The sequence below is a fragment of the Sphingomonas sp. LY54 genome, from assembly GCF_035594035.1.
GTDB lineage: Bacteria > Pseudomonadota > Alphaproteobacteria > Sphingomonadales > Sphingomonadaceae > Allosphingosinicella.
Map to the genome: position 1 here is coordinate 1237506 of NZ_CP141588.1, position 26180 is coordinate 1263685.

Annotated in this window: 25 protein-coding genes and 1 tRNA gene; 19 read left to right on the top strand and 7 right to left on the bottom strand. The window is 64.9% G+C overall.

Annotated elements, in window-relative coordinates:
* The first annotated feature begins 10 nt into the window (after positions 1-10).
* The 6 genes from SH591_RS06270 to SH591_RS06295 all read left to right on the top strand — a co-directional run bounded on the left by SH591_RS06270 (position 11) and on the right by SH591_RS06295 (position 9002).
* Positions 11-3238 carry an ATP-binding protein gene (locus SH591_RS06270; RefSeq protein WP_324750992.1) on the top strand — a complete coding sequence of 1076 codons (3228 nt, stop codon included), beginning with the start codon at positions 11-13 and terminating at the stop codon, positions 3236-3238.
* Between the two features lie 1092 nt (positions 3239-4330).
* Positions 4331-5128, top strand: a complete 798-nt coding sequence (locus SH591_RS06275; protein ID WP_324750993.1) for an RNA polymerase sigma factor — start codon at positions 4331-4333, stop codon at positions 5126-5128.
* Between the two features lie 48 nt (positions 5129-5176).
* Complete coding sequence (locus tag SH591_RS06280) at positions 5177-6451, top strand: hypothetical protein (protein ID WP_324750994.1); 1275 nt, start codon at positions 5177-5179, stop codon at positions 6449-6451.
* Complete coding sequence (locus SH591_RS06285; RefSeq protein ID WP_324750995.1) at positions 6448-8202, top strand: DEAD/DEAH box helicase; 1755 nt, start codon at positions 6448-6450, stop codon at positions 8200-8202. The genes SH591_RS06280 and SH591_RS06285 overlap by 4 nt, the downstream gene beginning before the upstream one ends.
* Before the next feature lie 63 nt (positions 8203-8265).
* Entirely contained in the window at positions 8266-8631 is a 366-nt protein-coding gene (locus SH591_RS06290) for a type II toxin-antitoxin system RelE/ParE family toxin (RefSeq protein ID WP_324750996.1), read from the top strand.
* Between the two features lie 26 nt (positions 8632-8657).
* Entirely contained in the window at positions 8658-9002 is a 345-nt protein-coding gene (locus tag SH591_RS06295) for a helix-turn-helix domain-containing protein (protein WP_324750997.1), read from the top strand.
* A 94-nt stretch (positions 9003-9096) separates the two neighbouring features.
* Here SH591_RS06295 and SH591_RS06300 read toward each other — a convergent pair whose 3' ends face one another.
* From SH591_RS06300 to SH591_RS06310, 3 genes are all read right to left on the bottom strand, one after another.
* Complete coding sequence (locus tag SH591_RS06300) at positions 9097-10506, bottom strand: DNA cytosine methyltransferase (RefSeq protein ID WP_324750998.1); 1410 nt, start codon at positions 10504-10506, stop codon at positions 9097-9099.
* Complete coding sequence (locus SH591_RS06305) at positions 10503-10700, bottom strand: hypothetical protein (RefSeq protein WP_324750999.1); 198 nt, start codon at positions 10698-10700, stop codon at positions 10503-10505. Before SH591_RS06305 ends, SH591_RS06300 begins: the two co-directional genes overlap by 4 nt.
* A 242-nt stretch (positions 10701-10942) precedes the next feature.
* Entirely contained in the window at positions 10943-11890 is a 948-nt protein-coding gene (locus tag SH591_RS06310; RefSeq protein WP_324751000.1) for a hypothetical protein, read from the bottom strand.
* A gap of 425 nt (positions 11891-12315) precedes the next feature.
* Here SH591_RS06310 and SH591_RS06315 point away from each other — a divergent pair, with 425 nt between their 5' ends.
* The 3 genes from SH591_RS06315 to SH591_RS06325 are packed head-to-tail and all read left to right on the top strand — an operon-like array spanning position 12316 to position 14602.
* Positions 12316-12627 carry a DUF3489 domain-containing protein gene (locus tag SH591_RS06315; RefSeq protein ID WP_324751001.1) on the top strand — a complete coding sequence of 104 codons (312 nt, stop codon included), beginning with the start codon at positions 12316-12318 and terminating at the stop codon, positions 12625-12627.
* Positions 12624-13016 (top strand): DUF2924 domain-containing protein, encoded by a 393-nt coding sequence (locus SH591_RS06320; protein ID WP_324751002.1) that lies wholly within the window; start codon positions 12624-12626, stop codon positions 13014-13016. The genes SH591_RS06315 and SH591_RS06320 overlap by 4 nt, the downstream gene beginning before the upstream one ends.
* Positions 13013-14602 (top strand): recombinase family protein, encoded by a 1590-nt coding sequence (locus SH591_RS06325; RefSeq protein ID WP_324751003.1) that lies wholly within the window; start codon positions 13013-13015, stop codon positions 14600-14602. Before SH591_RS06320 ends, SH591_RS06325 begins: the two co-directional genes overlap by 4 nt.
* Positions 14603-14986: 384 nt before the next feature.
* Here SH591_RS06325 and SH591_RS06330 read toward each other — a convergent pair.
* Positions 14987-15076: transfer RNA gene (locus SH591_RS06330), tRNA-Ser, on the bottom strand.
* A 127-nt stretch (positions 15077-15203) separates the two neighbouring features.
* Here SH591_RS06330 and hspQ point away from each other — a divergent pair.
* From hspQ to SH591_RS06350, 4 genes are all read left to right on the top strand, one after another.
* On the top strand, positions 15204-15584 hold the full coding sequence (gene hspQ / locus SH591_RS06335) for a heat shock protein HspQ (RefSeq protein WP_322832054.1): 381 nt from the start codon (positions 15204-15206) through the stop codon (positions 15582-15584).
* A gap of 132 nt (positions 15585-15716) precedes the next feature.
* A complete protein-coding gene (gene rplU, locus SH591_RS06340; protein ID WP_322832055.1) occupies positions 15717-16187 on the top strand; it encodes a 50S ribosomal protein L21 in 471 nt (156 codons plus the stop codon).
* 49 nt (positions 16188-16236) lie between these two features.
* The gene (gene rpmA, locus SH591_RS06345; protein ID WP_322832056.1) at positions 16237-16509 is read left to right on the top strand and encodes a 50S ribosomal protein L27; all 273 of its coding nucleotides are present in this window, start codon (positions 16237-16239) and stop codon (positions 16507-16509) included.
* A 178-nt stretch (positions 16510-16687) separates the two neighbouring features.
* Complete coding sequence (locus SH591_RS06350) at positions 16688-17284, top strand: GNAT family N-acetyltransferase (RefSeq protein ID WP_322832057.1); 597 nt, start codon at positions 16688-16690, stop codon at positions 17282-17284.
* A gap of 39 nt (positions 17285-17323) precedes the next feature.
* Here SH591_RS06350 and SH591_RS06355 read toward each other — a convergent pair whose 3' ends face one another.
* Positions 17324-18172, bottom strand: coding sequence for a metal-dependent hydrolase (locus SH591_RS06355; RefSeq protein WP_324751004.1), 849 nt, complete (start codon positions 18170-18172; stop codon positions 17324-17326).
* 44 nt (positions 18173-18216) lie between these two features.
* Between SH591_RS06355 and SH591_RS06360 the strand changes: the two genes are divergently transcribed.
* The 3 genes from SH591_RS06360 to SH591_RS06370 all read left to right on the top strand — a co-directional run bounded on the left by SH591_RS06360 (position 18217) and on the right by SH591_RS06370 (position 20972).
* Complete coding sequence (locus tag SH591_RS06360) at positions 18217-18801, top strand: TetR/AcrR family transcriptional regulator (RefSeq protein ID WP_324751005.1); 585 nt, start codon at positions 18217-18219, stop codon at positions 18799-18801.
* 213 nt (positions 18802-19014) lie between these two features.
* Entirely contained in the window at positions 19015-20046 is a 1032-nt protein-coding gene (obgE, locus tag SH591_RS06365) for a GTPase ObgE (protein ID WP_324751006.1), read from the top strand.
* Positions 20043-20972, top strand: a complete 930-nt coding sequence (locus SH591_RS06370) for an NAD-dependent epimerase/dehydratase family protein (protein WP_324751007.1) — start codon at positions 20043-20045, stop codon at positions 20970-20972. Before obgE ends, SH591_RS06370 begins: the two co-directional genes overlap by 4 nt.
* On the opposite strand, the gene SH591_RS06375 is transcribed toward SH591_RS06370, so the two are convergent.
* Complete coding sequence (locus tag SH591_RS06375; protein ID WP_324751008.1) at positions 20969-21499, bottom strand: Pycsar system effector family protein; 531 nt, start codon at positions 21497-21499, stop codon at positions 20969-20971. The two genes, SH591_RS06370 and SH591_RS06375, sit on opposite strands and share 4 nt — an antisense overlap.
* A gap of 117 nt (positions 21500-21616) precedes the next feature.
* Between SH591_RS06375 and SH591_RS06380 the strand changes: the two genes are divergently transcribed.
* The 3 genes from SH591_RS06380 (at position 21617) to SH591_RS06390 (ending at position 25298) form a co-directional block, all read left to right on the top strand.
* A complete protein-coding gene (locus SH591_RS06380) occupies positions 21617-21865 on the top strand; it encodes an acyl carrier protein (RefSeq protein WP_322832063.1) in 249 nt (82 codons plus the stop codon).
* Positions 21866-21885: 20 nt separating this feature from the next.
* Positions 21886-23127 carry a serine palmitoyltransferase gene (gene spt, locus SH591_RS06385; RefSeq protein WP_324751337.1) on the top strand — a complete coding sequence of 414 codons (1242 nt, stop codon included), beginning with the start codon at positions 21886-21888 and terminating at the stop codon, positions 23125-23127.
* Positions 23128-23306: 179 nt separating this feature from the next.
* The gene (locus tag SH591_RS06390; protein WP_324751009.1) at positions 23307-25298 is read left to right on the top strand and encodes an ATP-binding protein; all 1992 of its coding nucleotides are present in this window, start codon (positions 23307-23309) and stop codon (positions 25296-25298) included.
* Here SH591_RS06390 and SH591_RS06395 read toward each other — a convergent pair.
* Positions 25255-26151, bottom strand: a complete 897-nt coding sequence (locus SH591_RS06395; RefSeq protein ID WP_324751010.1) for a hypothetical protein — start codon at positions 26149-26151, stop codon at positions 25255-25257. The genes SH591_RS06390 and SH591_RS06395 overlap by 44 nt on opposite strands.
* Positions 26152-26180 lie beyond the last annotated feature (29 nt).

A 26180-nucleotide genomic window follows, 5' to 3' on the forward strand; every position in this document is an offset into this window, starting at 1 on the left:
GGGAGTGTGCGTGTCGAAGGGTGTACAAGCGGAAGGCGCCGGGGAACCTGAGCATCAGGATCTGATCGACGGGATCGAGCGCGCGATCGCGGGCGGCGATGTCGCAGCTGCGCGTCGGGCCCTCCGCGTCTACCTCTTCGCGACCTTAGGGAGGGGTTGCGAGGGTTCCGTAGCGGATGCGCTTGCCGCGCTTTCCGCGCACCCGGTCGGTCACGAGTGGGCCGCGGCCGTCGTGCTTCGGGCGTCCTGGGTGCCCGAGCTCCTGCAGACGAACGCAGCAAATCGATTGGTCGCCAGCGCGGTCGCGCTTGTCGAAGGCGCTATCAGGGGCGTTCATGCGCAAGCCGGTTTCGCCCCCAAGGATCAGAACTACATCAAGTACGAGCGGCTCTCGGGGCTGAAGGGCGCGCTCCTCGATCGCCTCGAGCCGCTCCACAGGTCCTACACCACAATCGACTCGCTGCATGGGGCGAGGGCCGACGTGATGGGGGCTCTCCGGCATCCCTTGGTCAAGCTGTGCTGTCGGCCCTACAGACTCAGCGAGGTGACGGACGCGGTACAGGCGATCCTGGCCAAGATCGACCGCGTCCAGCGGATGGAGACGACGCTGGACGATGACGTGGTTGCATGCGGGCGAGAGATCGACAGGGTTCGCGAGATGGTCCGCGAACGGCCGTCGATCCTGACCCAAATGGCCCTCGAGCCCTTCCTTGACCACGTGACCAGCGCGCTGTCGGCTACCATGGCGGGTGTCCGTGGCCGCTTCCGCTGCGTGCTGGCGCGTTCCGGAGGCGGCGAGCTGACCAAGCGCTATCCGCTTCACGAGGAGGAAAGGCGGCTGCGGATCGTCATCCCGATGCGCAATCCCGGCCCGGGCACCGCCCAGTCCGTGGTCGCAAGGATCTCCAGCGCGAGCGAACATGTCATGCTTGAGCAGACCGAAGTGGGGCTAGGCCGCGTCGGACCGGGCCCGTTCACGATCCCGTTTGAGATCACAGTCGTCGATGCGTGCGATGCCTTCTCTGCGGACGTCCACCTGACGTGGAATGAGCTTGGAAGCGGAACGGTCTCCGAGGACCTTTTCGAAGTGCGAGTCTTGGCGCAGCGTGCGGACATCGACTGGACTAAGTACAAGTACCGGAATCCGTACGCCGAGTCCCCGGCGAGCGGCTCGCGCTTCATCGGTCGCCGCGAGCAGGTCCAGACCTTGGTCTCGCGCCTGCTCCAGTCCCCGATGGAGTCCACCTACATCGACGGCCAGAAGCGTGTCGGCAAGACGTCGCTGGCGCAAGCGGCCGCCGACGAGGCGGTGAGCCTCTCCATGGAGGAGGGAGACGGTCGTCTGCAGAAGCTCTACATCCTGTGGGGCGACATCGCTGCGGAAGACTCCCGCACAACGCTGCGGAACCTGGGGGAGAAGCTCGATGACTTCGTGCGGGGAGCGCTGCCGCCGGGCGCGCATTACCCGACCGGAGACTACTCGGGCACGCTCGCCCCGCTCGTGAGCCTATGCCAGCGAATGTCCGAGATGGAACCGGAACGTCGCTTTGTGGTCATCCTCGACGAATTCGATGAGATCGCCCAGGATCTCTACCTGCAGGGCCCACTCGCCGAGGTGTTCTTCTCGAACCTGCGGGCACTGACCGGGCTTCCGAACTTCTGCCTACTGCTCGTCGGCGGCGAGAACATGCCGTACGTGATGGATCGGCAGGGGCACAAGCTCAACCGCTTCTCCCGAATTAACCTGACCTACTTCTCGCGCTCGGACGAGTGGGAGGACTTCGAGCAGCTGATCCGCAGGCCGGCCCAGGATGTGCTTGAGTGGCATCTCGACGCGATCTCGGAGGTATTCGCCTTCAGCAGCGGAAATCCCTACTTCGCGAAGGCCATCTGCAAGGAGGTGATGAAGCGGGCCGTCGCCGAGCGCGATGCCGACGTCAGCGCCGAGGAGGTGCGCCTGGCGGTTCAGGCGCGGGTTCCCGATTTCGAGAGCAACCAGTTCGTCCATCTGTGGCAGGATGGCATCTACAGTCCGGTCGAGGAGCGTGAGACCGTGGCGCTCAAGCGCCGCCGTACGCTCGCCGCAATCGCCCGCTGCATCAGGGAGGATCGAGAGCCCACCCTGGACAACATCCGGGCCGAGAGGGCCGTCTCCCAGCTCTCGCCGCAGGAGCTTGGTTCGATTCTGTCGAACTTCGTCGCCCGGCAGGTATTGGAGGAGAATGGCGGCGTCTACGATCTTCGCCTGCCCCTATTCCGCATGTGGCTGAGCGGTGTCGGTCTGGCGCGTCTCTCGAACGACCGACTGGCGGAGGAACTCGCCGCAATCGACGAGGAGATCGAGGCCGCGGCTCGGGTGCAGCCGGACGAAATCGTTTCGCTGACGGCGGACTGGCCGCCGTATCGCGGGACGGGCATCGGGCCGGAGGCGGTGCGCGCCTGGCTCGATCAGCGGCCGGGCGCCCGCGACCAGCGGCTCCTGTTCACCCTGCTAAAGGCGACGCGGGTGGTCAGCCATGAGGAGAACCAGCACCGGCTACGCCAGGCGGCCAGCTCCATCCGAGACACGCTGGGGGTTCCGACTAGGAAGAAGCTCGCGGACCGTCGCTCGGACGTGGCGGTGACGTATGTAGACGGGGAGGGGAAGAGCGGCCAGCGCTACGCGTCGGACTTCGCGGAGGTGAACCTAATTCACCGCACCCGCATCCTCGCTCCCTCAAGCTTCGGCGAGAAATTTCGCAAGGCGAACGCGACTGCCGAGGTCAAGGCCATAGTAATCATCGACGATGTTGTCTCGACCGGGAACTCTCTGTCACGCAATCTCATCAGGTTCGTGAATGATCACGCCGATCTGCTGAACGAGTTCAAGCCGGTCATATTCGCACATGCGCTCTTCGCGACCGAGCAAGGGACGGATAGGGTGCGGACGGCGATCTCGGCTCTCGACTACGACCTGATCGACTTCCGCGCCGGAGAGGTGCTCACTGAGGATGACTTCGCCTTCGCCGGCGAGACTGGGGTATTCGGATCGGTCAATGAGAAGGAACGCGCCAAGGCGTTAGCCGAGGACATCGGAGTGACGATCTATCCCGACAACCCGCTCGGCTTCGGCGGACAGGGTCTGCTGCTGGTGCTGCCGACCACCGTCCCGAACAACACGCTGCCGATCCTACACTCGCGATCCCGACCCGGCAGCCCCGATTGGCGCCCGCTCTTCGAGCGAGTAACCAACGGCTGACGCCGGCAATCGTTGGTGCCGCCGGCAGCATCGATGACTCACACGGTTTCTCCCATTGTAAGCCCGGGGTTGATCTCCGGCCGGCCGCGTGGCACCTCTCGCCACCGGCTCGGGAGCCTGCCATGGCCGCTCCTTTTCCTGCTATCGTGGCCGGCGGAGCTCCTTGAACCGCGGTTTCGTTTCTAATCAGGCATAACTGATCAACAGCCAGATAGCGCGGCAGATAACTTCGGTCGCAGTGTTCTCCCATGGAGGCCGGCTGCAAACACGCCAACTCCGGTCATTCATATAGGGCGGGACCGGCCGAAAACGGCGCATGTCGGCCAAGCCTCTGCCGTTTGCATACGTCTGCTTCTGGGTTGGTCGCCTAAACGTGGCGCACTCCCGCCTGCCGCTTTTCGGCTGGAGGTGACCGAAAGCGGAACGGCCCGAATTGGCCGAAAGCGGTCCGCCGACATTCAGGGGGCAATCGCGAGGAGCGGCCATCGGCTTCCGACCCTGCGGGACGGCGCTCCATCGACAACATAGGATTGGCTATTTCCTGCATACTAGGAACGCGGCTATGTCCTGTCCTGTTGATGCGGCGTTGTCATGTACCGCTGGCCATGATGCCTTGTCCGCTGATCGTGAGTTTTGACCAATTGCACGCGCTCTAAGCGCCTGGTCGTGGGTGGGTTTCACCCTGATCATCGGACCTCGCGTCAGCCAGTCTCCTGCCCTTGCCAACCTCGTGAGCGCGTTGCCGCCGTCGCGCAGACGAACAACATCGGCCTCGGATAGGTGTTGCCGACCTTGGTCATGCCGCCGAGCCGTCCCCATACCCGGATGCACGAGCCCGAGCCATGATGAGAGGATTCGCCCAGACTTGAGGGCGGGGATGGTCACCAGCGCGCTCGACACCAGTGGCTCGACACCGGAGATCTCCTGCAACCGCCGGCCGAGCTCACTTGTACGGCTATTGGCGCGGCGCGCCCGATCGGTCTCGCGAAGATGCGCGAGAATCCGTCGGTGCTGTTCGACGGGCATGGCGAGACATGGTGTAACGCATGTCATCAAGGTGCGCGGACACATGATTCCGGGAGCAGGCGGCAGTTGACCAAGGACGACGACGAGGAAGCGCAGCTGCCGGTCATCGATGCCGATGCCGATGCCGGTGGCGTGTCGTCGGCGTTCCGCGAGATCTGGTCCGATGCCCCGGAGAGCGAGATCTACAAGTTCCTCTCGGTTCGGGTCGCGCCGCGGATCAGCACTCATCTCGCTGCCGTTCTCGAGCTTCAGGAGGCCGACCGGGACGACTGTGTGTCCCAAGCGTTCGAGCGGTTTCGGCCTGCGATCGAGAACCGCGCTAGCGTTAGCAATCCGTATGCCTACGTCTTCACCATTGCGGTCAACGAGGCGCGTCAACTCCTGCGGGCGCGACGCGCCGAGGCAATCGACGACGACTTCGACGTCGATCGTGTTGCGGATTTAGATGTCGACGCATTCCAGCTCGTTGATGCTGGCGAGGCCGGCGAGCCCGATGGGCCGCTTGCGCTTGATCTGATCGAAGACGCGGTGCCCGAGCTGGAGGTCGAGGGGTTCTGGGCGGTCGAGGTCGTGCGCGACGCGGTCGCTGGTCTGCCAATCGGATCGCGTCGGATTCTTGAGCTGCTGATGTTCAAGGATCTGGCGTTCGACCCGGAAAAGCCGGCGGATTTCGCCTACGCCTCCACTGACGCGCCCGTCGATCTCGGAATGAAGGAGGGGGCGTTCCGCACTGCGAAGCATCGCGCCTACGCGAGGCTGCGCGAGGCGATCCCAAGGACAATCGTCGCAATGGGCTTGCAGCCGCCCGAACGCGCCGAAGCCGCCATCTTCCCCAACGGCCGATGGCGCGAGGCCGAGGAGTGATCACGGCTGTAACGCCCTGCATCAAGGAAACGAATGATGGAGAATCCTATGTCCACTCCCGCAAACCTGAACCCTTGGCCGCCGATCCTAGACAGGTATGTGCGCGAGGTCGCCGCGGACGATCGCGACCAGCACCCGCGACGTGTCGTGCGCAAATATCACGGCAACGAGGTGTCGATGTGGCACGGGAAGGTCCATGTCGACGATGTCGATGGCTGGGTCGAGAACGTACGATTGAAACACTATCTGCGCAGCTGGCAATCACGGCGCGGCGACTTCATGGCACGGCCGACGACCGAGGACATCTACGACATCATGATCGATGCGGATCGGCTCGAGACGAAGGACTCATTGAGGCCATTCCAGATCGACCGTCTCGCTCGATCCATCGCTGCCAACGGCATGCAGGAGCCAGTGGTTCTCTTCGTCGGCGACGGCGGCGCGGGCAAGCTGTGGGACGGCAACCGCCGGTTCTACGCGACCAAGCACATCATGCGCGTCGACGGTCTCGCCGACGCCCGCACGGTGGCGAAGTGGATGCCAGCGTTCGTCTATCAGCCTTCGGGCGATCCCGAGCGAGACGCCCGCATTCATAAGGCGATCCTCACGGAGCTGAATTTCAAGGAGAAAGATCACATCCCCTGGCCGTCCTACGTGAAGGCCGGCGAAATCCATGACGTCTACCAACAGCTCGTCCATGAGGATCCGTCTGATCCAAGTTTGCGGCGGCTGGCGCGCCAGCAGATCGCTACGGAATACGGCCTAAAGGGGTGGAGGCAGGCCGATCGCTGGATCAAGATGTACGGCCTCGCAATGGACTTTAAGGAGTATTACGAGACCGAGCACGGCATCGAGGAGACGGAGGTAGAGCTAAAGATTCAAGAGAAGTTTGAGTACTTCGACGAACTCACCAAGCCGGCGGTCTGGGGGAGCCTCAGTCACGATCCAGACGCGCGCGACGAGGTGTTCCGCTGGCTGTGGGACGGCAAGTTCAAGTCGTTCGCCGACGTGCGCTCGGTCCCCAAGATACTGAACGACCCCGTCGCGCGAATACAGGCGAACCAAGACGATGGCGAGGCGGTGAAACGCGCGATCGAGACGGTCATCGTCAACGATCCCGTGCGGGCCAAGGACAAGACCGCCGCGGACGCCAAGATGCGCCAGTTCGCCGAGTGGCTCGCCAGCTTCCGGCCGGACGAGTTCAAGACCCTCGAGGCTGGAACGCTGGAGCAGCTCCAGTCCATGCTCGAGACCGTCACGGCCATGCTGGAAGGACTGCAGGCCCGACGTGCGGCTGCATCAGCGGCGCCCGCCGCCGAGTGAGGGAAGAACTCGTCTCGATCACGCAGGGCCGCGACGGCCGGCTGGCGTTGCGACCGGCCGGCGCCTTGACTATGCGTCGGCTCTCGGCGGCGCTTCGGAACGCCGGCGTCACCTACGAAGCCGAGCCGGGTTCGCCATTCGCCATCGTGAGGGCGGATGCGATCGACGCGGTGCTCCATGGGCTGAAGGGCTGGTCAGTCAAGCTCGCACCCGGCGTCAAGGACTTGGTCGGCGCGGCCGCCGATCGCGAGCAGCGTCACATACGCGCCCTAGCCGTCTGCCGAAGGCTGGCGGAGGATCCCGCCGCCGCACGCGCCGAGCTGGAGGGCTACGCCGGCCTCGACGTGCTGGATCCGCACCAGGTCATAGCGGTCGCGGCGGCCTCTCATCCTGCGGTGGACGGCATCTGCATCTTCGACGAGCAGGGGTTGGGAAAGACTGTCGAGGCGCTGTTCGCGTTCGACCGCCTGCATGAAACCGGGATCGCCGAGAAGGCGGTGATCTTTGCGCCGAAGAACATGGTGCTCGAGTGGATCAGCGACCTCGAAAGATTCTTTCCGGGTCGGTATCGTGCGAGCGCCATCGTTGGCACCGACGCGGAAAAGCGGACGGCGCTCGATGGCCGCGCCGACATCTACGTGACCAACTTCGAGACCGCGAACCGACTCGGTCCCCGTCTGGTCGATGTTCTGGGGTCCGCGGGTCTCCTGATTGTCGACGAGAGTTTCTTCGTGAAGAACGCGAACTCCTTGCGGACTACGTCCGTGAAGCGGATCCGCAGCCAGGCGGCCAGATGCATAGTGTTATGCGGCACGCCGGCACCGAACAGCGCGGCCGATCTCGTCGAGCAGTTCAACATCGCCGACGGCGGTGCGGCTTTCATGGGCATCGAACTCCCAACCGATCCGGCCGAGCTCCGCGAAGTCGTGGGGGAGATCGTCGCCAAGCGCGGGGTGTACCTACGGCGGCTGAAGGCTCAGGTTTTCGAACTCCCCAGCCGCAGCTTCAATCGCATCGAGGTGCCGCTGGAGCCGCGACAGCGTTCGCTGTACGATTCATACAGCGACCACCTGGCGTCCGAGGTCCGAGAAGTATCGAACGAGGAGTTCGCGCGGCGGCGCGCGACCTTCGCGGCGCGCCGCATGGCCCTGCTGCAGATCTGCTCTAACCCCGCCGCCGTCGATCCCGCATACGACGCAGTGCCGGGCAAGCTAGAGGCGCTGGACGAGCTCCTGTTAGAGCTTATCGACCGACGAGGTGAGAAGGTGCTGGTCTGGTCTTTTTTCACCCGGTCGCTAGACGCGATCGTCGCGCGCTATGGCCGCTATCGGCCGGTTCGCATTGATGGCACGGTCACCCGGGCCGAGGATCGGCGCGAAGCGGTGCGCCGGTTCCAGCAGGAGGACGACACGATGCTATTCATCGGCAACCCGGCGGCCGCCGGCGCCGGTCTCACATTGCATAGCGCGCGGCATGCGATCTACGAGTCTATGTCGAACCAAGCGGCCCACTACCTGCAGAGCCTCGATCGCATCCACCGCCGAGGCCAGCAGCGCGAGGTCGAGTATCATGTGCTCCTCGCGTCGCGGACGATCGAGGAAAGCGAGTACGGCAGACTGCTCGCGAAGGAGCTCGCCGCGCAGGATCTCCTGCGTGACGAGGTCGTCGCGCCGGTGACTCGCGAAGGGTTCCTCAGCGATCTGCTCGCCGCGACGAGTATGTCGAAAGCACCGCAGGCCAATCCTGTGTAACGGCCTGCATCAAGGGAACGGACAGAGCGATCCTTGACAGAAATAGCTTAGGGGCTATATTTCATGCGTTGGCCGGTAATCTTCGCCGACGAGTTCGAGGCCGATTTCGCGGCACTGGAAATCGTCGTGCAGGACGAGCTTCTAGCTCGCGCCAAGCTCCTGCAGGAGTTCGGCCCGACCCTAGGACGGCCGTTCGCGGACACCTTGGAGGGTTCCAAGTTCGCGAACATGAAGGAGTTGCGCTTTGATGCTGCGGGTCGCGTATGGCGAGCAGCTTTCGCATTCGACCCGCAGCGCAAGGCGGTGCTACTCGTTGCCGGTGACAAGTCCGGCATCGCGCAGCGGCTGTTCTATCGCTCGCTGGTGAGGAGGGCGGACAAGCGGTTCCAGACCCATCTGAAGCGGTGGGAGGCTGGCAAGGGCGAGTAGGGACGATGGCGCGTGATCTAGACGATGTGATCGGATCGTTGCCGGCCAAGAGACAGGCGGCGATCGCTTCGCGTTATGCCGAACTCCGCGACGAAGCGGGGCTCGCCGCGATCCGCAAAGCGGTCGGAATGGGCCAAGCGGAAGTCGCCGACGCGCTGGGCATCAAGCAGCCGTCCGTTTCGAAGATTGAGCGGCAAGCGGACATGAACCTTTCGACACTGCGGGAATACATAGCGGCGATCGGTGGCGAGCTGGATCTGGTGGTGCGCCTGCCATCGGGCAAGACGGTGACGTTGCAGATGTCGGACGCCTCCAACCGCACCGAGGACGATGAACTCGTCACATCGACCGCGCGCGAAAGACCCGCGTAGCGACTTCGCGGGAGGGGCGCGTGGGCCTTGCGAGGCGGTGGGCCGGCGAGCGCCGTGCGGATAGGCGTCCGGGAGCCAACGACGACCTGATCGTTCACTCCGCTGCGGCGAGCAGCTCCGCCTCTTCGGGCGTAGCGGCGTCCAAGGGCGCGTCGTTCCCGGACGTGGTGTCAGCTTGAGACCGGCCTAAGGCCGCTTGGAAGAGGTCGCGCAGCTCGAGCGGCACGTATTCGAGCGCGTCGCGACGCATGCGTCCTCCCTTCTTGTACCAGTCGGTGATCGTCTCCCGCTCGGTATCTTGCCGCATCCGGGGCGGGTTCACGATGGTGCGGGGGCGGCGCGTGAGTTTGCCCAGCAGGTCGAGGTTCCAACATTCGACTGCGCCCAGCCTGCCGCCCGTCGAAGGCTCGGCAATCGCCTTCATCAACGCGCGGCCGGCAGCACTGCCTAGACTGAGCGGTACGGCATTGCCGACCTGCTCGTATTTCTTGCGAATCATGCCGGCGACCTCCCAGTCGTCGGGGAATTCCTGGACGCGCGCATATTCGCGCACGCTCAGCGGCCGAAGTTCCGTCGGATGGCAGAGGCTGGTTGCCTTGCTGTCCGGGCGTGTTGTCAGCGCCGGCGACGGCTTGCTCCAAGACAGGCGGCGGAAGAATCCCGACCGGCCGCCCCACGAGTGGAAGGCCCTTCCCATGGCCAGCGCCTGTACGTCGCTCGGCAGGTCGCGCCAGTTTCCTCCTTCGGGAACCTGGACGAGATACTTCTCCTTAGCGGGGCAGAAACGATAGAATTCCGGATCCGCTTCGTTCAGGTCGCCGATGGCGTCGCGCAGCGTCCGCCACTTCGCGCGCCCATGGCGCCCGTCGCGGTCGTGGGTGGGCTCGGGAATCCTGATGCCTTCGGCGTCGCGGCTACCGAGCATCAGGAGCCGCTGCCGCGCCTGCGGGGTGCCGTAGTCGGCCGCGTTCAGGACATCGAATACAGTGTAGTAGTTCAGCTCTCGCAGCTGGTCCGAGATGACCCGGAAGGCCGAGCCAAGCTCCTCGTCGTCACCGAGAGGCGGATTGCCCGGTCCTCGTCGATTGAGCGGACGGTGCTTCGCAGCAGCGGAGATGAGGCCGCGCACGTTCTCCATCACGAAGAAGCGCGGCTGGGATTCTCGGACGACCCGCGCGAATTGTTCGAACAGCGTGCCGCGAGGATCGTCGAACGACTGGCGAGTTCCGGCCGTGCTGAACACTTGGCACGATGGCCCACCCGCAACGACAATCGGCTCGCCTCGCTTCAAACCGGCCGCCGCAAGTATCTCGTCGGTGGTCACACTCTCGATCGGCTTGTCAATCAGTGGCAGGCTCGGTCGGTTCTGCCGGATCGTCTTGATGGCGTAAGGGTTACACTCGAGCGCAACCGCGATCCTGAACCCGGCCCGTTCCAAGCCCAGATCCAGACCCATTGCGCCCGAGAACAGCGAGATCACGGGGAGGTCGCGCTTATCTGTCATCTTTTTCTTCGATTTGAATTGAAACCAAGCTCCAGCTGACCTTGCTGCAGCTCTTCGAACAGCCGGGTAAGGGCTAGTTCCACGACATATCGCTTTGTCAGCCGGGGTTTCCGGCGCGTCGTGGAGTCCAGAAGACTTTCGTAGATCTCACGATCCAGTGTGATCGTCAGGCGTGGCTCTTCGTCCGCCATCATGTCCTCCTCCGCGTGTTTCTACACCAAAGCGCACCAAAGGCCACCAAATTTTGGGCTGAGGTGGATGTCTAGCGATGCCTAAAATGAGACTTGGATTGTCGTAAGAGGCGGCGGAGATCGCGCCCGGGGAGCTGCCTTGGCAGGTACGGAATGTCGGCTACCGGGGCGTCGATCGACTCGGAATAGCTTCTATGGGCGCTTGGCGGCCGTTTTAGCTGTAGTCGTCGTCCTCTGAGCTCGCCTCACAGGAAGGGGCTGGAGGCCGCGCATGTGCTCTGCTTCAGCGCGGTGCGGAGCTGGAAAACCAGCCGATCAAGAAGCTTCTTCATTTCTGGGTCGGGCTCGTAGGGGCTGCTGAAGCGCCAGCGCCGGTGCTGAAGGAACAGCGTTACCCAGAGCTCAATTGTGCCCCCACCCCAGGTACCGGTCTCAAGCGCGGCTTCGAGTTGCTGCCCCTCAAATTCCATTGGGTCACCGAAGCCGGCTTGCTTCGCGAGTCCGTAGCCGTCGACCAGCATCGCCAATGGCAATGAAGTTTCCCAAGTCAGACTATCCGGCACCGCGCTGAAATTGCCGCACCCTACTTCGCGCACCCAGCAAGGCTGTTCGCTACCGGGTTCAATGGAAATGTTCTGGAGAAGCAGGTTCCGCTCCGGTCCGAACAACAGCTCAACCAGATCAGTTATACTGCCCACGGGCCTAAAACGCGGCGACGTGACAACCCTATGCTGCGGCCGCTCCGCCTTTAGTCCCTTCGCATTCGCCCGGCTGTGCTTCGCAACACGATCCCCAAGCGCTGGAAGTCTTCGTCCAGGGACGGAGCCGAACCACTTGAACGACACCAAGGAAAAATCAGTCGGATTATAGATCATCCAGATTAGGCATCCCGAGGGCTTTGCAGCAAGGCGCGTATTGACCGTCACATCAAATCGCCTGCCTCCCATTTTCATTGCTTTGAGTTGCATGTGCCGCAGGATGCCTGAGGCCTCGACTACCACGTCATAGCCATCGCGATCACAGTCGCTGCGCAGGATCTCGAAGGCTTCGTCACGTCGCAGCAGCTCGCTGCCGAGCTCTGCTAGGAACCTATATTCCAGCACCTTTTCAACGAGCGAGGAACTGTGCGTCTCAATAGATGGGGAAGGTCCTTGGCCCTCGCCCGGCGCGTGTGAGTTTTGTGGCCTGTCCATCGGTCGCTCATCCAGTGGAGCACCGCTCTGGCCTCGGCCTCATTCGTCGCTCCTATGTCCTCTCGGGGCGACGGCCGAAGCCGGATGTTGGAAACCTGCACACAGTCAGGCGCATGCGCCTTTACCGTTGTCGGCTGGACATACGCGCATGCCACCCGGCCGATGATCGTCGACCGAGCCTGTGTGAAGGGGTTTCCACGCCCCGCTCCTGGTTCTCTCAGGAGCAGGAGCACTTTGCTCGACATGGCCCAAAGGGCAAGTCGAAAGAGTTCCGGCCCCTGCTTCGAAAGGACTGGACTTCAGCTGCGAACGGAGCGTCAGTGGGACTGCCGGCGCACCCTCGGCGAGTGCGCCCATGCCCCGCCGATGGCTGATCCGCGGGGCTTCCGTCAGTGCGGCAAATCCTGCCGCTGACGGAGAATGACATGACTGAAGCAATCCAGATCAGCGAACCGCCGAAGCCGAAGCGGACAAGGAAGTCGGCAGCCGGGAGTGCACCAGTAACGGCGTGTTCAAAGGGCCCCAACAAATCCACCAAGGCTGACACCGTAGTGGCGCTGCTCTCCAGGGCGAAGGGCGCGACGCTCGACGACATCATGACGGCTACCGGTTGGCAGAGCCACTCGGTACGCGGTTTCATCTCCGGCACGCTGAAAAAGAAGCTGGGACGGACCATCACCTCGGAGAAGACGGCCAGAGGTCGGATTTACCGCCTTCTCGCAGGAGGCGCAGGATGATGGACGAGCGGTTGCTCGCGCAGCTTGCCCAGGCGGATCTGGAGAAGCTGCGTAAGGAATGGGAGCGGCGCTACGGCGCCGCCCCCCGCCTTCGCTCCCCAGCGCTCCTGCGGCGGATCCTTATCTGGCGCATACAGGCGGCGACGGAAGGCGGGCTGGATTGGGTCACGCGGCGGCTTCTCGTGAGCGATGCCAGCCCCGAAAACCTGATGGCGGAAGGAAGCGTCATCACCCGCGAGTGGAAAGGCATGCAGCACCAGGTTGAGGTCGCGGATGGCGGCTATTTCTACAACGGCAGGCGCTGGAAGAGCCTATCCGAAGTTGCCCGGAAAATCACCGGGACGAGATGGAATGGTCCCCGCTTCTTTGGGCTCCGGGACGCGGAATGACGAAGAAACGGTGTGCCATCTACACCCGCAAGAGCTCCGAGGAAGGGCTTAATCAGGACTTCAACAGCCTCGATGCACAGCGGGAGGCATGCGAAGCCTACATCACTTCGCAGAAGAGCGAGGGATGGTCTCCCGTCGGGGCCCACTATGACGATGGGGGCTGGTCCGGCGGCAATATAGATCGGCCGGCTCTGAAGGCGCTGCTGGCTGACATAGACGCCGGGCGGGTTGATGTCGTGGTAGTCTACAAGGTGGATCGGCTCACCAGAAGCCTGGCTGACTTCGCGCGCATCGTGGATCTGTTCGACCGGCACGGCGTCTCATTCGTGTCGGTGACGCAGGCGTTCAATACGACATCATCCATGGGCCGGCTGACGCTCAACGTGCTCCTGTCATTCGCGCAGTTCGAGCGTGAGGTCACAGGCGAGCGCATCCGCGACAAGATCGCTGCCTCGAAAGCAAAGGGCATGTGGATGGGCGGCTATCCGCCCCTCGGATATGACCAGGAAGGTCGCACTCTCAAAATCAATGAGGTGGAGGCGGAGGCAGTCCGCCACATCTTCCGACGATATGTAAAACTGGGATCAGTGTACGCTCTCTGCAATGAGCTGGAGGCTGATGGCATCCGGACGAAAATGTCCACTTCACAGGCGGGCATTACCCGGGGCGGCGTTCGGTTCAGTCGCGGCAGTCTCTACAATCTTCTCGGGAATCCGATCTACGTCGGTGAAATCAGACATAAAGATAAGACATACCCGGGGCAGCATCCGCCGATCGTCGAGCGGGAGCTGTTCGGTGCGGCCCAGGAGCAGCGGCGACGGCGGGGGATCGTCAAGCGCGAGCGGGCAGCGAGCCGCGCTCCACTGTCCGGTATTCTTCATGATGCGCTGGGTCACAGGATGTCTGCAACGCACGCTCGTGGGAGATCAGGGCAGCGCTATCCCTACTACATCTCGCGCATACCGGCTTCGCATCCCGGGGCTGCACGTGTGCTCCGGCGCGTGCCCGGTGCGAGCGTCGAGGATGTGCTCATCTCGTCGCTGAGGCGCTGGAGCGGCCGGCAGACCTCGAGCTGGATCGACCTGCTGCCGTTCCTGAAGCGGGTGGAGCTTCATCGTGACTGCATTGTCGTCGAGCTAGCGCCGCCAATGCATGAGAATTGGACCGGCGCTATGGACGCAGCGGAGGAGTGGGCGATTACGTCAGCTGGCCGGCTTCAGATCATTCATCCGGTGAGGATCGTCACCCGCGGCGCATGTACATCACGAGTAGAAGCGGCTTCTCCCAAGGGCCGGGCTCGTCCGGATAAGTCGCTCATCGCCGGCCTCAGGCGCTCACACGCCGAGTTGAACTCACGCGGCATCGACATGACTGATCTGAGGTCGCAGCAGGAACATGCCAGAGGGATGGGCGATCCCTATCTCCGCAAGCTGTCAAAGCTTGCCCTCCTCGCACCGGATATTCAGCGTTCGATCCTTGAGGGCCTTCAGCCTTCCGGCCTCACCTTGGGCAGACTGTTAGACGTTGATCTTCCACTTCGTTGGGACGAGCAGCGGCAGCTCCTGGGCTTTCCTGCAGGTGCCTGATCATTCCGTGGACGAAACCTGAACGGGCCCTGCTCGTGCCCTGAAACAACCCTGTTCCCCGCCTGATAAATTCCACGCCCTTCGGCAGAACTTTCACATCTGCGCATAATGAAGCGGCAGATATCTGCCGTTTCTAGGCGCGGGCGGTTCAATTCAGCACGTTGTGAATGTCGATTAAAATTCAAGTTGCAGGGAAATCAGGCTCTCCGCCGAAAGGGTGTATGGCCGGAGCCTGTCAGAGACGGTGCCCCAGAGTGCCGCCACCTGGCGGCCGGAGGAGTAAATTGATCGTCGCGGCGACACCCTTTCACCCGCTGAAAGCGCGGACTTTTGCGCCCTCACCCGAGCGGCTTACGCCGTAGAGAGAAAGACTGGTCAGGAAGGTGGCGGAGAGGGTGGGATTCGAACCCACGGTACCCTTACGGGCACAACGGTTTTCGAGACCGTCCCAATCGACCACTCTGGCACCTCTCCGCGGAGACGAGGGACACCCCGCTCAAGTCAGGGCCGGTCGATAGCGGGGGCGCTCTAGCCGATGGATTCGCGCTTGCCAAGCGCCCTTCCTTGCCGGTCGCGCGTTATTGCCTACATTGGAGGTGACATGCCTACGCACGACGCTTTCTTCCACGACCATGACGCCGCGATGCTGGCGCCGCCGGTCGCCCATGCCCGCTTCGCGATCGGCGACATCGTGCGCCACAAAGTGTTCGAGTTCCGCGGCGTGATCTTCGACGTCGACCCGGTCTTTGCCAATAGCGAGGAATGGTATCAGGCGATTCCCGCGGACCTGCGCCCGGCCAAGGACCAGCCCTTCTACCACCTGCTCGCCGAAAATGCGGATTCGAGCTACGTCGCCTATGTCAGCCAGCAGAACCTGATCGCCGACGACAGCGACGAGCCGATCGACCATCCCGCCATTGCCGGGATCTTCGATGCTTATGCGGGCGGACGCTATCGCCTGCGGCGCGAACATCGCCATTAGAAAAAAGGCCGAGCGCGCCGCCGCGTTCGGTTGACATTGCCTGCCCTCGCTTGTAGCAGACCGCTTCCCGCGGGGCCTATGGCCACGGCCGTTAAGCCTGCGAAAAAGCTTTGAAGGTAATTGGAAACAGCCATGTTCGCAGTCGTGCGCACGGGCGGCAAGCAGTATCGCGTTGCCGCAGGAGACAAGATCGTCGTCGAGAAACTCGCCGGCGAAGCGGGTGAAACCATCACGCTGGACGACGTCCTGCTGGCAGGCGAAGGCTCGGACCTGAAGTCGACCGACGGCCTCACCGTCTCGGCCGAGATCATCGCGCAGGCGAAGGGCGAGAAGGTCATCGTCTTCAAGAAGCGCCGCCGCCACAATTACCGCCGCAAGAACGGCCACCGCCAGCAGCATACGATCCTGCGCATCACCGCGATCGGCGATGCCAAGGCCGAGAAGCCGAAGAAGGCCGCCGCCAAGAAGGACGCCGCTCCGGCTCCCGAGGCTGGCGCTCCGGCCGTCGAGACCGCTTCGGAAGCGACCGCCAAGGCACCGGCCAAGACCGCCGGCACCAAGAAGGCCGCGACCAAGAAGCCGGTTGCCGACAAGAACGCATAATCATATATCGCCTGGAAAGGCGCGATAGAGACACGAAGGCAGATTCGACATGGCACATAAAAAAGCAGGCGGTTCGTCGCGCAACGGTCGTGATTCGGCCGGCCGTCGTCTTGGCGTGAAGAAGTTCGGTGGCGAGGCCGTCGTCGGCGGCAACATCATCGTGCGTCAGCGCGGCACCAAATATTATCCGGGCACCAACGTCGGCATGGGCAAAGACCACACCCTCTTTGCGCTTACCGACGGCCGCGTCGCGTTCCGCGACGGCAAGCTCGGCCGCAAATTCGTCTGCGTAGAGATGATTAGCGCGCAAGCGGCGGAATAAAGGACGATCGATAACGGGTCGTCCTTCCAGGGGCGGCCCAAGGTTCTCAAGCGAGAACCGTTTCGAGGGAGAGGGGCAGCCCCTTCTCCCTTTTTTCGTGTCTCCCTCGAAAGCAGTGTCGCCGGACCGTAACCCTGATGGGGCAAGGGCCGGCGAACAGGACCAGAGAGGAAGAGACATGTTCGCGAGAACCGAGAGATTATTGTTGCGGCCCGGCTGGGCGGAGGACGCCCCGGCCCTGTTCGAGGCCATCGCCGAAGAAGCGATCGTCCGTAACCTCGCCAGCGCGCCCTGGCCCTACACGCTTGCCGATGCCGAGGCCTTCCTCGCCACCGAGCGCCGGCCGGACGAAGCGAGCTTCCTCGTCTTCCGCCGCACCGGCGGGGCGCCGCGCCTGGTCGGCTGCGCCGGCTTCGGCCGCCGGCCCGACGGCGAGACCGAGCTCGGCTACTGGATCTCGCGCGAGCATTGGGGCCTGGGCTACGCGACCGAAGCGGCGGAGGCGGTCGTGGGGATCGCCCGCGACGCGCTTCGCCTGCCCAAGCTCCACGCCGGCCATTTCCTCGACAATCCGGCCTCCGGGCGGGTCCTCGTCAAGCTCGGCTTCCGACCGACCGGCCTGATCGCGCCGCACTACAGCGCCGGCCGCGGCGAGGCGGCCGCCTGCCGGTCGTACGAGCTCGATTTGCGCAAGAAATCCGGGACCTCGCGCGAGGCGCTGCAGGCGCACGAGGCGCTGGAGTCCGCGCGCCCGAGGACGGCGATGGCCGCGTGACCGACCCCCTCTCCCGCTCCGGCGGGAGGGGGCTTTGCGTCAGGCGTAAGCCGGCGCCTCGACTGCCAGCTTCTTCTCTTCGCGCGCGATCAGCGCGCGGTCGTCGTGGTTCCACGGATGGAAGCCTGGCAGGAAGAAGCTCGCCCAGGCCCCCAGCACCTTGCGCATCATGCCCGGCCGCACGAGCGCGAACCAGAAGAAGCGCGCCCACGCCGTGGGCCCGGTAATCCCGTCCTGGCGGAGCAGCTCGAGCGTTCCCACCGTGCGGTCGACGACGAAGTTGCGCGTGACGAGCAGCATCACCTTGGCCTTCACCCGCCAGCGCTTGAAGCGCGGCCAATCGCGCGTGGCGTGCAGCCAGGTGTCGTAGGCGACGCCCTTATGCTCGATCTCCTCGATCGCATGCCAGCGCCACAAAGCCGCCGTTTCGGCGTCGGCTGCGGCCAGGTGGCGCGGGTCGCGGAGCAGTTCGTGGGCAAGGATCGCGGTGAAATGCTCGAGCGCCATGGTCGCGGCAAGCGACGCGATCGGCGCGCGGGCACGGACCATGTCGAGCCGCCAGTCGACGCGCTTTTCGAGACTGGAGAGGTCGTAGCCGGCCTCGTGCGCGCGCTTGTTGAACGCGACATGCTCGCGGCTGTGCATCACTTCCTGGCTGACGAACGCACGGATCTCCTCGGCCAGCTTGGGCGGCGTGCCGTCGCGGAACTTGCGGACGCTCTCGACGAAAAAGGCCTCGCCCTTCGGGAAGGTCGCCGACAGGGCATTGTAGAGCGCGGTGGCGACCGGATCGCCGCCCATCCACCAGCGGTCGGTGCGCATGCCGCGCCCGAATCGGCGGTCGCGCGGCGTGATCGTCAAATCGGAGGGTGTCGTTTCGCGCACCATCAGCTATCTCCCTTGACGATGCCGAATGTCTTATACTTACACTTATGTCAATAGCGCGCGCACGCCTTTCCTCCGCCGAGAGCCGCCTCGCCGCGCTCGAAGCGGCGCGTGAACTGCTCACCGAGGAAGGGCCGCAGTCGGTGACGCTGAAGGCGGTCGCGGCGCGGATCGGCAAGACCCACGCCAACCTGCTCCACCATTTCGGCTCGGCGGCCGGGCTGCAGTCGGAGCTGGCGCGTCACATCGGCGACCGCGTGACCGCGGGGATCGCCGAGGCGGTCGCGCGCACCCGCCAGGGCGAAGCCGATCCGATCGAGATCGTCGACCGCACCTTCGACGCGTTCGACCGCGAGGGCGCGGGCGCGCTCGCCGCCTGGATGATCCTGTCGGGCAATCGCGACGCGCTCGATCCGATCCTCGAATCGATCCATACTTTGGTCGACCAGCTCGGTCAGGGCCACGAGAACAAGCCGGTCCACGAGATCACCTTGTCGCTGGTCCTCGCGGCGCTGGGCGATTCGCTGCTCGGCGAGGCGATGGCGAAGGCGCTCGGCCTGCCGCGCGGCAAGGCGCGCGAACTGGCCCGTCGGCAGTTGCTGGGCCAGGCCGGATTGTCCGAGCCCGGCTAATCTCCATCGCCGGGCGCGCCTCGGGGAGTGTTGAACGAAGGCCGCGAGATCACCCAGGCCCTGACGCTTTCGACTTCGGCCACTTGCACCAAAGATGCAGGGCCCGCGCACCGGCCGATCCCATGCGGCCCGCGGTGCGGCCATCCGGGCAGAATTCCGCGCAAAGGCGATCTGCCTGTTCTCGTTCCGCTCCTTATATCCTATGTCCCCCCCATGCATTTCCTCGACCAAGCAAAGATCTTCATCCGTTCCGGCACCGGCGGCCCCGGCGCCGTCTCCTTCCGCCGCGAAAAGTATATCGAATATGGCGGCCCCGACGGCGGCAATGGCGGCAAGGGCGGCGACATCGTCTTCGAGGCCGTCGAGGGGCTGAACACGCTGATCGACTTCCGCTACACCCAGCATTTCAAGGCGCCGCGCGGCAAGGGCGGCGCCGGGCAGAACATGACCGGCGCCGGCGGCAACGACCTCGTCATCAAGGTTCCGGTCGGCACGCAATTGCTGTCGGAGGACAAGGAGCATGTCCTCGCCGATTTCACCAAGGCCGGCGAGCAGGTCGTGTTCCTGCGCGGCGGTGACGGCGGCCGCGGCAATGCCAGCTACAAGACCTCCACAAACCGCGCGCCGCGCCAGCACGGCACCGGCTGGCCGGGCGAGGAAATGTGGGTCTGGCTGCGGCTGAAGCTGCTCGCCGACGCCGGCCTCGTCGGCCTGCCCAATGCCGGCAAATCGACCTTCATCAACCAGGTGACCAACACCAAGGCCAAGGTCGGCGCCTATCCGTTCACCACGCTTCATCCGCAGCTCGGCGTCGTCCAGCATCGCGGGCGCGAGTTTGTGATGGCCGACATTCCGGGGTTGATCGAGGGCGCCGCGGACGGCGCCGGGATCGGCGACCGCTTCCTCGGCCATGTCGAACGCTGCCGCGTCCTGCTCCATCTCGTCGACGTCAACAATGACGACGTCGCCGAAGCCTACCGGATCGTCCGCGACGAGCTCGACGCTTATGGCGCGGGCCTCGAGGAAAAGGCCGAGATCGTCGCGCTCAACAAGTCCGACACGGTCGACGACGAGCTGCTCGACGCGTTATCGGACGAGCTCGAAGCCGAATGCGGCCAGAAGCCGCTGCGCCTGTCCGGCGCGACCGGCGCCGGCAAGGAAGCCGTGCTCGACGCGATTCTCGCCCAGCTCAAGGCGAAGGCGGAAGCCGAGCAGCAAATCGGGGGCGACTGGTCTCCGCTATGAGCCGTCGCGCCGCGAGGATCCGCACCCTCGCCGTCACCGGCGGCACGGGGTTCGTGGGACACCATCTGCTCCGCATGGCGCTCGCCGAGGGCTATGACGTGCGTGCCCTGACGCGCGGCTGGAAACCGCCCGAGGACGAGATCGTCTGGGTCGACGGCGCGCTCGACCGGCCCGAGAGCCTCGCCAAGCTCGTGCAAGGCGCGGACGCGGTCATCCACATCGCCGGCCTGATCACCGGCGACGCCGCGGCATTCGAAGCGGTCAACGTCACCGGCACCGCGGCGATGATCGACGCCGCCCGCTCGGCCGGGGTCCGCCGCTTCATCCATATCTCCTCGCTGGCGGCGCGCGAGCCGTCGCTCTCCGCCTACGGCCGCTCGAAGGAGCGGTCCGAACGGCTGGTCGCGGCGTCGGGCCTCGAATGGACGACCATCCGTCCGCCGGCCGTCTATGGGCCGGGCGACCGCGAGACGCTGGAATTGTTCAAGATGGCGCAGCGCGGGCTGGTCGCGCTGCCGCCGGGCGGGCGCTTCTCGCTGATCCATGTCGAGGATCTGTGCCGCCTGATCCTGCGCGTGATCGACGAGCCGGACACATTGCTCGAGACCTACGAACCCGACGACGACCGACCGGACGGCTGGGACCATCGCGAATTCGCCGCCACCTTGTGCCAGGTATTCGATCGCAAGCCGCGCACCGTGTCGGTGCCGAGGCTGGTGCTGAGCGCCGCCGCGCAGATCGACCGGCTGGTGCGGCGCAAGAAGGCGAAGCTGACCCCGGACCGGGTCGGCTATTTCTGCCATCCCGACTGGGTCGTGCATGCCGAGCGCCGTCCGCCGGCGAGCCTGTGGCGGCCGCAGGTCGAGACGATCGGCGGGCTTGGGGACACCGCCGGCTGGTACCGCGCCCAGGGCTGGCTGCGCTAGGCGGTCAGCCAGGCGACATATTGGATGACGAAGGCGATGAAGCTGGCGGTCAGACCCGCCAGGAAGATGCGGTAGGCATAGCCGAGCAGCCGGTATTTCTTGGTCTGGAGTACGGTGCCGTTCTGGTAGATGTCGCGCGCCATGGTGAGATAGATGCCGTCGTCGGTCCGCAGCCGCTCGCGAATCCTGTCGAGGAACTCTTCCTCCTCGAGCTGGGTGAAGGAACCGAAGAAGAGCAGGTTGAGGGCGCCTTTATGCTTGTAGCGAGTCGCCGGAAGGATCGCGAGCACCGCGAACACCGCCGAGAAGAAGGCGGAAGCGCCGAGGATCAGCAGCGGCAGCGGCGACTCCACGCGTTGCGCCTGGCCGATCGTGATCGTGAAGATGACGAAGGTGGCGCCCATCAATATGCTCGCTTTATGGTCCGCCATCGCGGAAAGCTGCATATGGATCTGCTGGGTGGTGCGGACCATGTGGATGGCGTTGGCCGGATAGACCGGCACCTCAGGCGCTTGATTTTTCTCCATTCATTCCCTCCGCCGGGCGATTGGGGAGCTTGGCACGCCACCGCCGCCCTGCCAAGCTTCGCCCCGTTCTCGCCCTAATCGCTTGGCACAGGCGCGGCTGAGACATAAAGGGCGACCATGACAGACAGAGACGAAACCCTCGCCAAGGTGAGCGAGCTGATCGAGCCGTTCAACAAGAAGGGCGCCAAGCTCACCGAAGCGACCACCTTCGCCGGCGACCTGGAGTGGGACAGCCTGATCGTCATGGACTTCGTCGCCTCGGTCGAGGACGAGTTCGACATCCTCATCACGATGAACCAGCAGGCCGAGATCGAAACGGTCGGCCAGCTCGTCGACGCCGTCGAAGAGCTCAGGAACGACGGATGACCGAAGCCCTGAGCAACCCGATGGACCCGGCCGACGAGATCCCGCCCGCGCCGACCACCGGCACCGACCTCTTCTCCAAGTTCGACCCGCTCATCGCCGAGCGCCAGGCGCTGCTCGACACCGGCGTGCGCGATCCGTTCGCGATCGTGATGGACAAGGTCCTCTCCCCCACCCTGGCCGTCATCCAGGGCAAGGAGACGATCCTGCTCGGCACCTACAACTATATGGGCATGACCTTCGACCCGGACGTGATCGCCGCGGGCAAGAAGGCGCTCGACGAATTCGGCTCGGGCACGACCGGCAGCCGCGTCCTCAACGGCACCTATCAGGGCCACAAGGAATGCGAGGACGCGCTCAAGGAGTTTTACGGCACCGAGCATGCGATGGTCTTCTCGACCGGCTACCAGGCCAATCTCGGCCTGATGTCGACCATCGCCGGCAAGGACGATTACATCATCCTCGATGCCGACAGCCACGCTTCGATCTATGACGGCTGTGCGCTCGGCAACGCCCAGATCGTGCGCTTTCGCCACAACAGCGTCGAGGATCTCGACAAGCGCCTCGGCCGCCTGCCCGCCACCGGCGGCCGCCTTGTCGTCCTCGAAGGCGTCTATTCGATGCTCGGCGACATCGCGCCATTGAAGGAAATGGTCCAGGTCGCCAAGAAGCATGGCGCCATGGTCGTCGTCGACGAGGCGCACGGCATGGGCTTCTTCGGCGCCAACGGCCGCGGCGTCTTCGAGGAAGCCGGCGTTGAGGCGGATGTCGACTTCGTCGTCGGCACCTTCTCCAAGTCGGTCGGCACGGTCGGCGGCTTCATCGTTTCGAACCATCCCAAGTTCGACGTGCTCCGCCTGGTCTGCCGCCCCTATGTCTTCACCGCCTCGCTGCCGCCTTCGGTGGTCGCGACCGCCGCGACCTCGATCCGCAAGCTCATGCATGCCGGCGACAAGCGCGCCCATCTCTGGGAAAACAGCAAGCGCCTGCACAAGGGGCTGCGCGATCTGGGCTTCGACATCGCTACGAAGGAAGCGGAGAGCGCGATCATCGCCGTATTGCTTCCCGACCAGGAGCGCGCCGTCGCGATGTGGCAGGCGCTGATCGAGCAGGGCGTCTACGTGAACATGGCCCGCCCGCCGGCGACGCCGGCCGGCATGTACCTGCTGCGCTGCTCGCTCTGCGCCGAGCACAGTGCCGAGCAGGTCGGCCAGATCCTCGAAAAGTTCGCCGCCGCCGGCCGCGCCACCGGCGCGATCAGCTAAGCCTCTCCTCCCCCGTCATTGCGAGGAGCGAAGCGACGCGGCAATCCATAGGAGGGCGCAGCGCCCGACGGGATTGCTTCGCTGCGCTCGCAATGACGAATAGCGTGCCGCCTCAGGGTAAATACGGCTGTAACCAACGCCTTCCAAGCCGGGCCGGCTTCCATTAGGGTGAACCGGCTATGGCGAGTGAAGAGACAGACGCCGCGCCGGGTGGGGGCTCGTGGCGGCGGGGTTGGGCCAGCGCCGGCGCCATCGTCGCGACCATCCTCCTCATCGGCCTGATCGTGATGGTCACGCTGACCAACCGCGCGCGCGACGACGCGCTCGCCTGGGAACGCCACACCCAGCAGGTCGTGCTGCTCGCCCGCACCGTCGACGCCACCATTGCCCGATCGGAATCGACGCTCGGCCGTTACGTGCTCGACGAGGACCCGAAGACCGGAAACCTCTATTACAGCGAATGGCGCCGCGCGGGCCGCCAGATCGGCGAGCTGCAGAAGCTGCTCCGCTTCGACCCCGACCAACGCCAGCGCATCGAGATGCTGAAGCAGCTCTACCAGACGCGCGGCATGGAGCTGGCTGCCGCCGCCCGCGGCGCCGCGATCAAGAAGGCCAGCGGCGGCGTCCCGCTTTTCTATCAGGCCGGTCTCTCGCCGACCGGGCCGGCGCTGCGCAGCACGCTCGATTCGATCGCCGCCAGCGAGCGCGAGCACCTCCAGCAGCGGATGGAGCGCACCCGCATGTTCGACGAGGAGGCCGACAAGCTGACCGAGGCGCTCGGCTGGTTCGGCATCCTGATCGGGCTCGCCGCGATCGGGCTCGGCCTCGCCGCCTACCATGCCATTTCCGAGCGCCTGCTCGCCCGCCAGGAGGCGGAGAGCGAATCCTACCGCGCAATGTCGCTGGAGCGCGCGGTCCAGGAACGCACCCGCGAGCTGCGCGACGCCAACGACCGGCTCCGCGCCGAGGCGACCGAGCGCGAGGCGGCCGAAGCCCGCCTCCGCCAGGTCCAGAAGATGGAGGCGGTGGGCCAGCTCACCGGCGGCCTCGCCCACGATTTCAACAATATGCTGGCGGTGATCGTCGGCGGCCTCGACCTCGCCAAGCGCAAGCTGCTGGGCCCGCGCCGCGAGGTCGAGCTTCATCTCGACAATGCGATGGAGGGGGCGATCCGCGCCGCCGCCCTCACCCGCCGCCTGCTCGCTTTCTCGCGCTCCGATCCGCTGACGCCCAAGGGGATCGCGCCGGCTGAGCTGGTGGAATCGATGCTCGACCTGGTCGACCGGTCGATCGGCGAGCGGATCGCGGTGACGACCCGCTTCGCGCCCGATCCGTGGCGGGTCTGGGCCGACACCAACCAGCTCGAGAACGCGATCCTCAACCTGTGCGTCAACGCGCGCGACGCCATGCACGGCGAAGGGCGGCTGGGAATCTCGGTCGAGAATGTCTCGATCGATGCCGGCGAGATCGGCTCGTTGGCGGCGGGCGATTACGTCCGGATCAGCGTGTCGGACACGGGCGGCGGCATCGCGCCCGAAAATCTGGAGCGCGTCTTCGAGCCGTTCTTCACGACCAAGCCGGTCGGCAAGGGCACCGGCCTTGGGCTCAGCCAGATTTTCGGTTTCGCGCGCCAGTCCGGCGGCGACGTCGCCATCGACTCCGAGCTCGGCCGCGGCACCACCGTCTCGATCTATCTGCCGCGGTCGATGCGGGCGGCCGAGGCAGAGGCCGAAGCCGTGACCGCCGTGCGCACCGAACCGGCCCCCGCCGGCACCCCGATCCTCGTCGTCGAGGACGACCCGCGCGTCAGTCGTTCGACGGTCAGCGCGCTGGAGGAACTGGGCTACCATCCCACCGCCTGCGGCGGCGGCGCCGAGGCGCTTGAAATCCTGGCGAGGGACGCGACGATCGCCCTCGTCATCACCGACGTGATGATGCCCGAAATGACCGGGCCCGAGCTCGTGCGGATTGTCACCGAACGCTACCCGCACATCGCCGTCCTGTTCGTCACCGGCTATGTCGGCGAGGCGGGCGAAGCCGAGGAGCTGGCCGACGCCGACATCCTGCGCAAGCCGTTCACCGTCTCGGCCTTGTCCGACGCGGTCGCCGCCGCGCTCGACCGGCGGCCTAGCGAATCGCCTTCTGGCGCAACAAGCGCGGCAGCAGAGTAAGCGCCCCGACCAAAGGCCAGCGCCGCTGCCACGGCTTGATCGCGATGTCGGTGCCGGCGTGGCGGTTAATCTTCCAGGCGATGTAATCGATTCCGCCGGCGAAGGTGCCGCTCGCTTTGGCGAGGCGGATCACCGACAGCGCCTTGCCTGCCCGCCGCCGTCGGCTCCACAGCCGTTCGGCGTGCCGCTTCGCGCGCGGATCGACCGGAGAGGACAGGTCCAGGCCCGCGGCGGCAAGCGCCGGATCGGTGAAGCGAAGATAGCGGTCGGGATCGGCGTCGACCACCGAGGAAGCCCGGGTCTTGCGCTCGGCGCGGAGCTCGGCCGCATAGGTCAGCGCAAAGGCCTGCCGCCACAGATCGAGCGGATCGCCGCCGGCGACAAGGGGCCGCGCCGCCGCCAGCAAAGTGGGCGCGGCGCCTGCGATCGCGGCTGCCGAAGCGTCCGCCGCCGCCTCGTCCCTGCTCCAGACCAGCCGCGCCGGCTGGGCGAAGCGCGCCCAGACTGAGACCGACAACGTGTCGCTCGTGTTGAGGCGCAGAAAATCCGCCTCGCTCAGCACGGCATATTTGGCGGCGAGGCCGTCATGTTCGAACGGGAACACATTGGGCGGGATGAGCTTGTTGGCGCGCACCATCCAGCTCCGGCCATAGGCCTCCTCATAGCTCGACACGATCACGTAGAAATCGAGCATCTGCCCGTCGAGGTCGGAGGTGCGCAGGCAGGAGCCGTAGAAAAGCACGGTGCGCGCCGCCTGCGGATAGCGCCCGGCGAGCGCGGCCGCCATCGCGCTGACGCGGGCGTCAACCGGTTCGGCCAGCTCGGCCCGGACGAGTTCGACGAGATTGGTCATCACCCACTCATATCCTTCCCGCGGCGCGC

Coding starts and splice junctions, on each gene's coding strand:
- SH591_RS06380 (WP_322832063.1), top strand. CDS start 21,617: ATGACAGACAGAGACGAAACCCTCGCCAAGGTGAGCGAGCTGATCGAG.
- SH591_RS06360 (WP_324751005.1), top strand. CDS start 18,217: ATGTCAATAGCGCGCGCACGCCTTTCCTCCGCCGAGAGCCGCCTCGCC.
- SH591_RS06350 (WP_322832057.1), top strand. CDS start 16,688: ATGTTCGCGAGAACCGAGAGATTATTGTTGCGGCCCGGCTGGGCGGAG.
- hspQ (WP_322832054.1), top strand. CDS start 15,204: ATGCCTACGCACGACGCTTTCTTCCACGACCATGACGCCGCGATGCTG.
- SH591_RS06355 (WP_324751004.1), bottom strand. CDS start 18,172: ATGGTGCGCGAAACGACACCCTCCGATTTGACGATCACGCCGCGCGAC.
- SH591_RS06320 (WP_324751002.1), top strand. CDS start 12,624: ATGATGGACGAGCGGTTGCTCGCGCAGCTTGCCCAGGCGGATCTGGAG.
- rplU (WP_322832055.1), top strand. CDS start 15,717: ATGTTCGCAGTCGTGCGCACGGGCGGCAAGCAGTATCGCGTTGCCGCA.
- SH591_RS06305 (WP_324750999.1), bottom strand. CDS start 10,700: ATGATGGCGGACGAAGAGCCACGCCTGACGATCACACTGGATCGTGAG.
- rpmA (WP_322832056.1), top strand. CDS start 16,237: ATGGCACATAAAAAAGCAGGCGGTTCGTCGCGCAACGGTCGTGATTCG.
- SH591_RS06300 (WP_324750998.1), bottom strand. CDS start 10,506: ATGACAGATAAGCGCGACCTCCCCGTGATCTCGCTGTTCTCGGGCGCA.
- SH591_RS06375 (WP_324751008.1), bottom strand. CDS start 21,499: ATGGAGAAAAATCAAGCGCCTGAGGTGCCGGTCTATCCGGCCAACGCC.
- SH591_RS06280 (WP_324750994.1), top strand. CDS start 5,177: ATGTCCACTCCCGCAAACCTGAACCCTTGGCCGCCGATCCTAGACAGG.
- obgE (WP_324751006.1), top strand. CDS start 19,015: ATGCATTTCCTCGACCAAGCAAAGATCTTCATCCGTTCCGGCACCGGC.
- SH591_RS06390 (WP_324751009.1), top strand. CDS start 23,307: ATGGCGAGTGAAGAGACAGACGCCGCGCCGGGTGGGGGCTCGTGGCGG.
- SH591_RS06290 (WP_324750996.1), top strand. CDS start 8,266: ATGCGTTGGCCGGTAATCTTCGCCGACGAGTTCGAGGCCGATTTCGCG.
- SH591_RS06325 (WP_324751003.1), top strand. CDS start 13,013: ATGACGAAGAAACGGTGTGCCATCTACACCCGCAAGAGCTCCGAGGAA.
- SH591_RS06315 (WP_324751001.1), top strand. CDS start 12,316: ATGACTGAAGCAATCCAGATCAGCGAACCGCCGAAGCCGAAGCGGACA.
- SH591_RS06370 (WP_324751007.1), top strand. CDS start 20,043: ATGAGCCGTCGCGCCGCGAGGATCCGCACCCTCGCCGTCACCGGCGGC.
- spt (WP_324751337.1), top strand. CDS start 21,886: ATGGACCCGGCCGACGAGATCCCGCCCGCGCCGACCACCGGCACCGAC.
- SH591_RS06310 (WP_324751000.1), bottom strand. CDS start 11,890: ATGGACAGGCCACAAAACTCACACGCGCCGGGCGAGGGCCAAGGACCT.
- SH591_RS06395 (WP_324751010.1), bottom strand. CDS start 26,151: ATGACCAATCTCGTCGAACTCGTCCGGGCCGAGCTGGCCGAACCGGTT.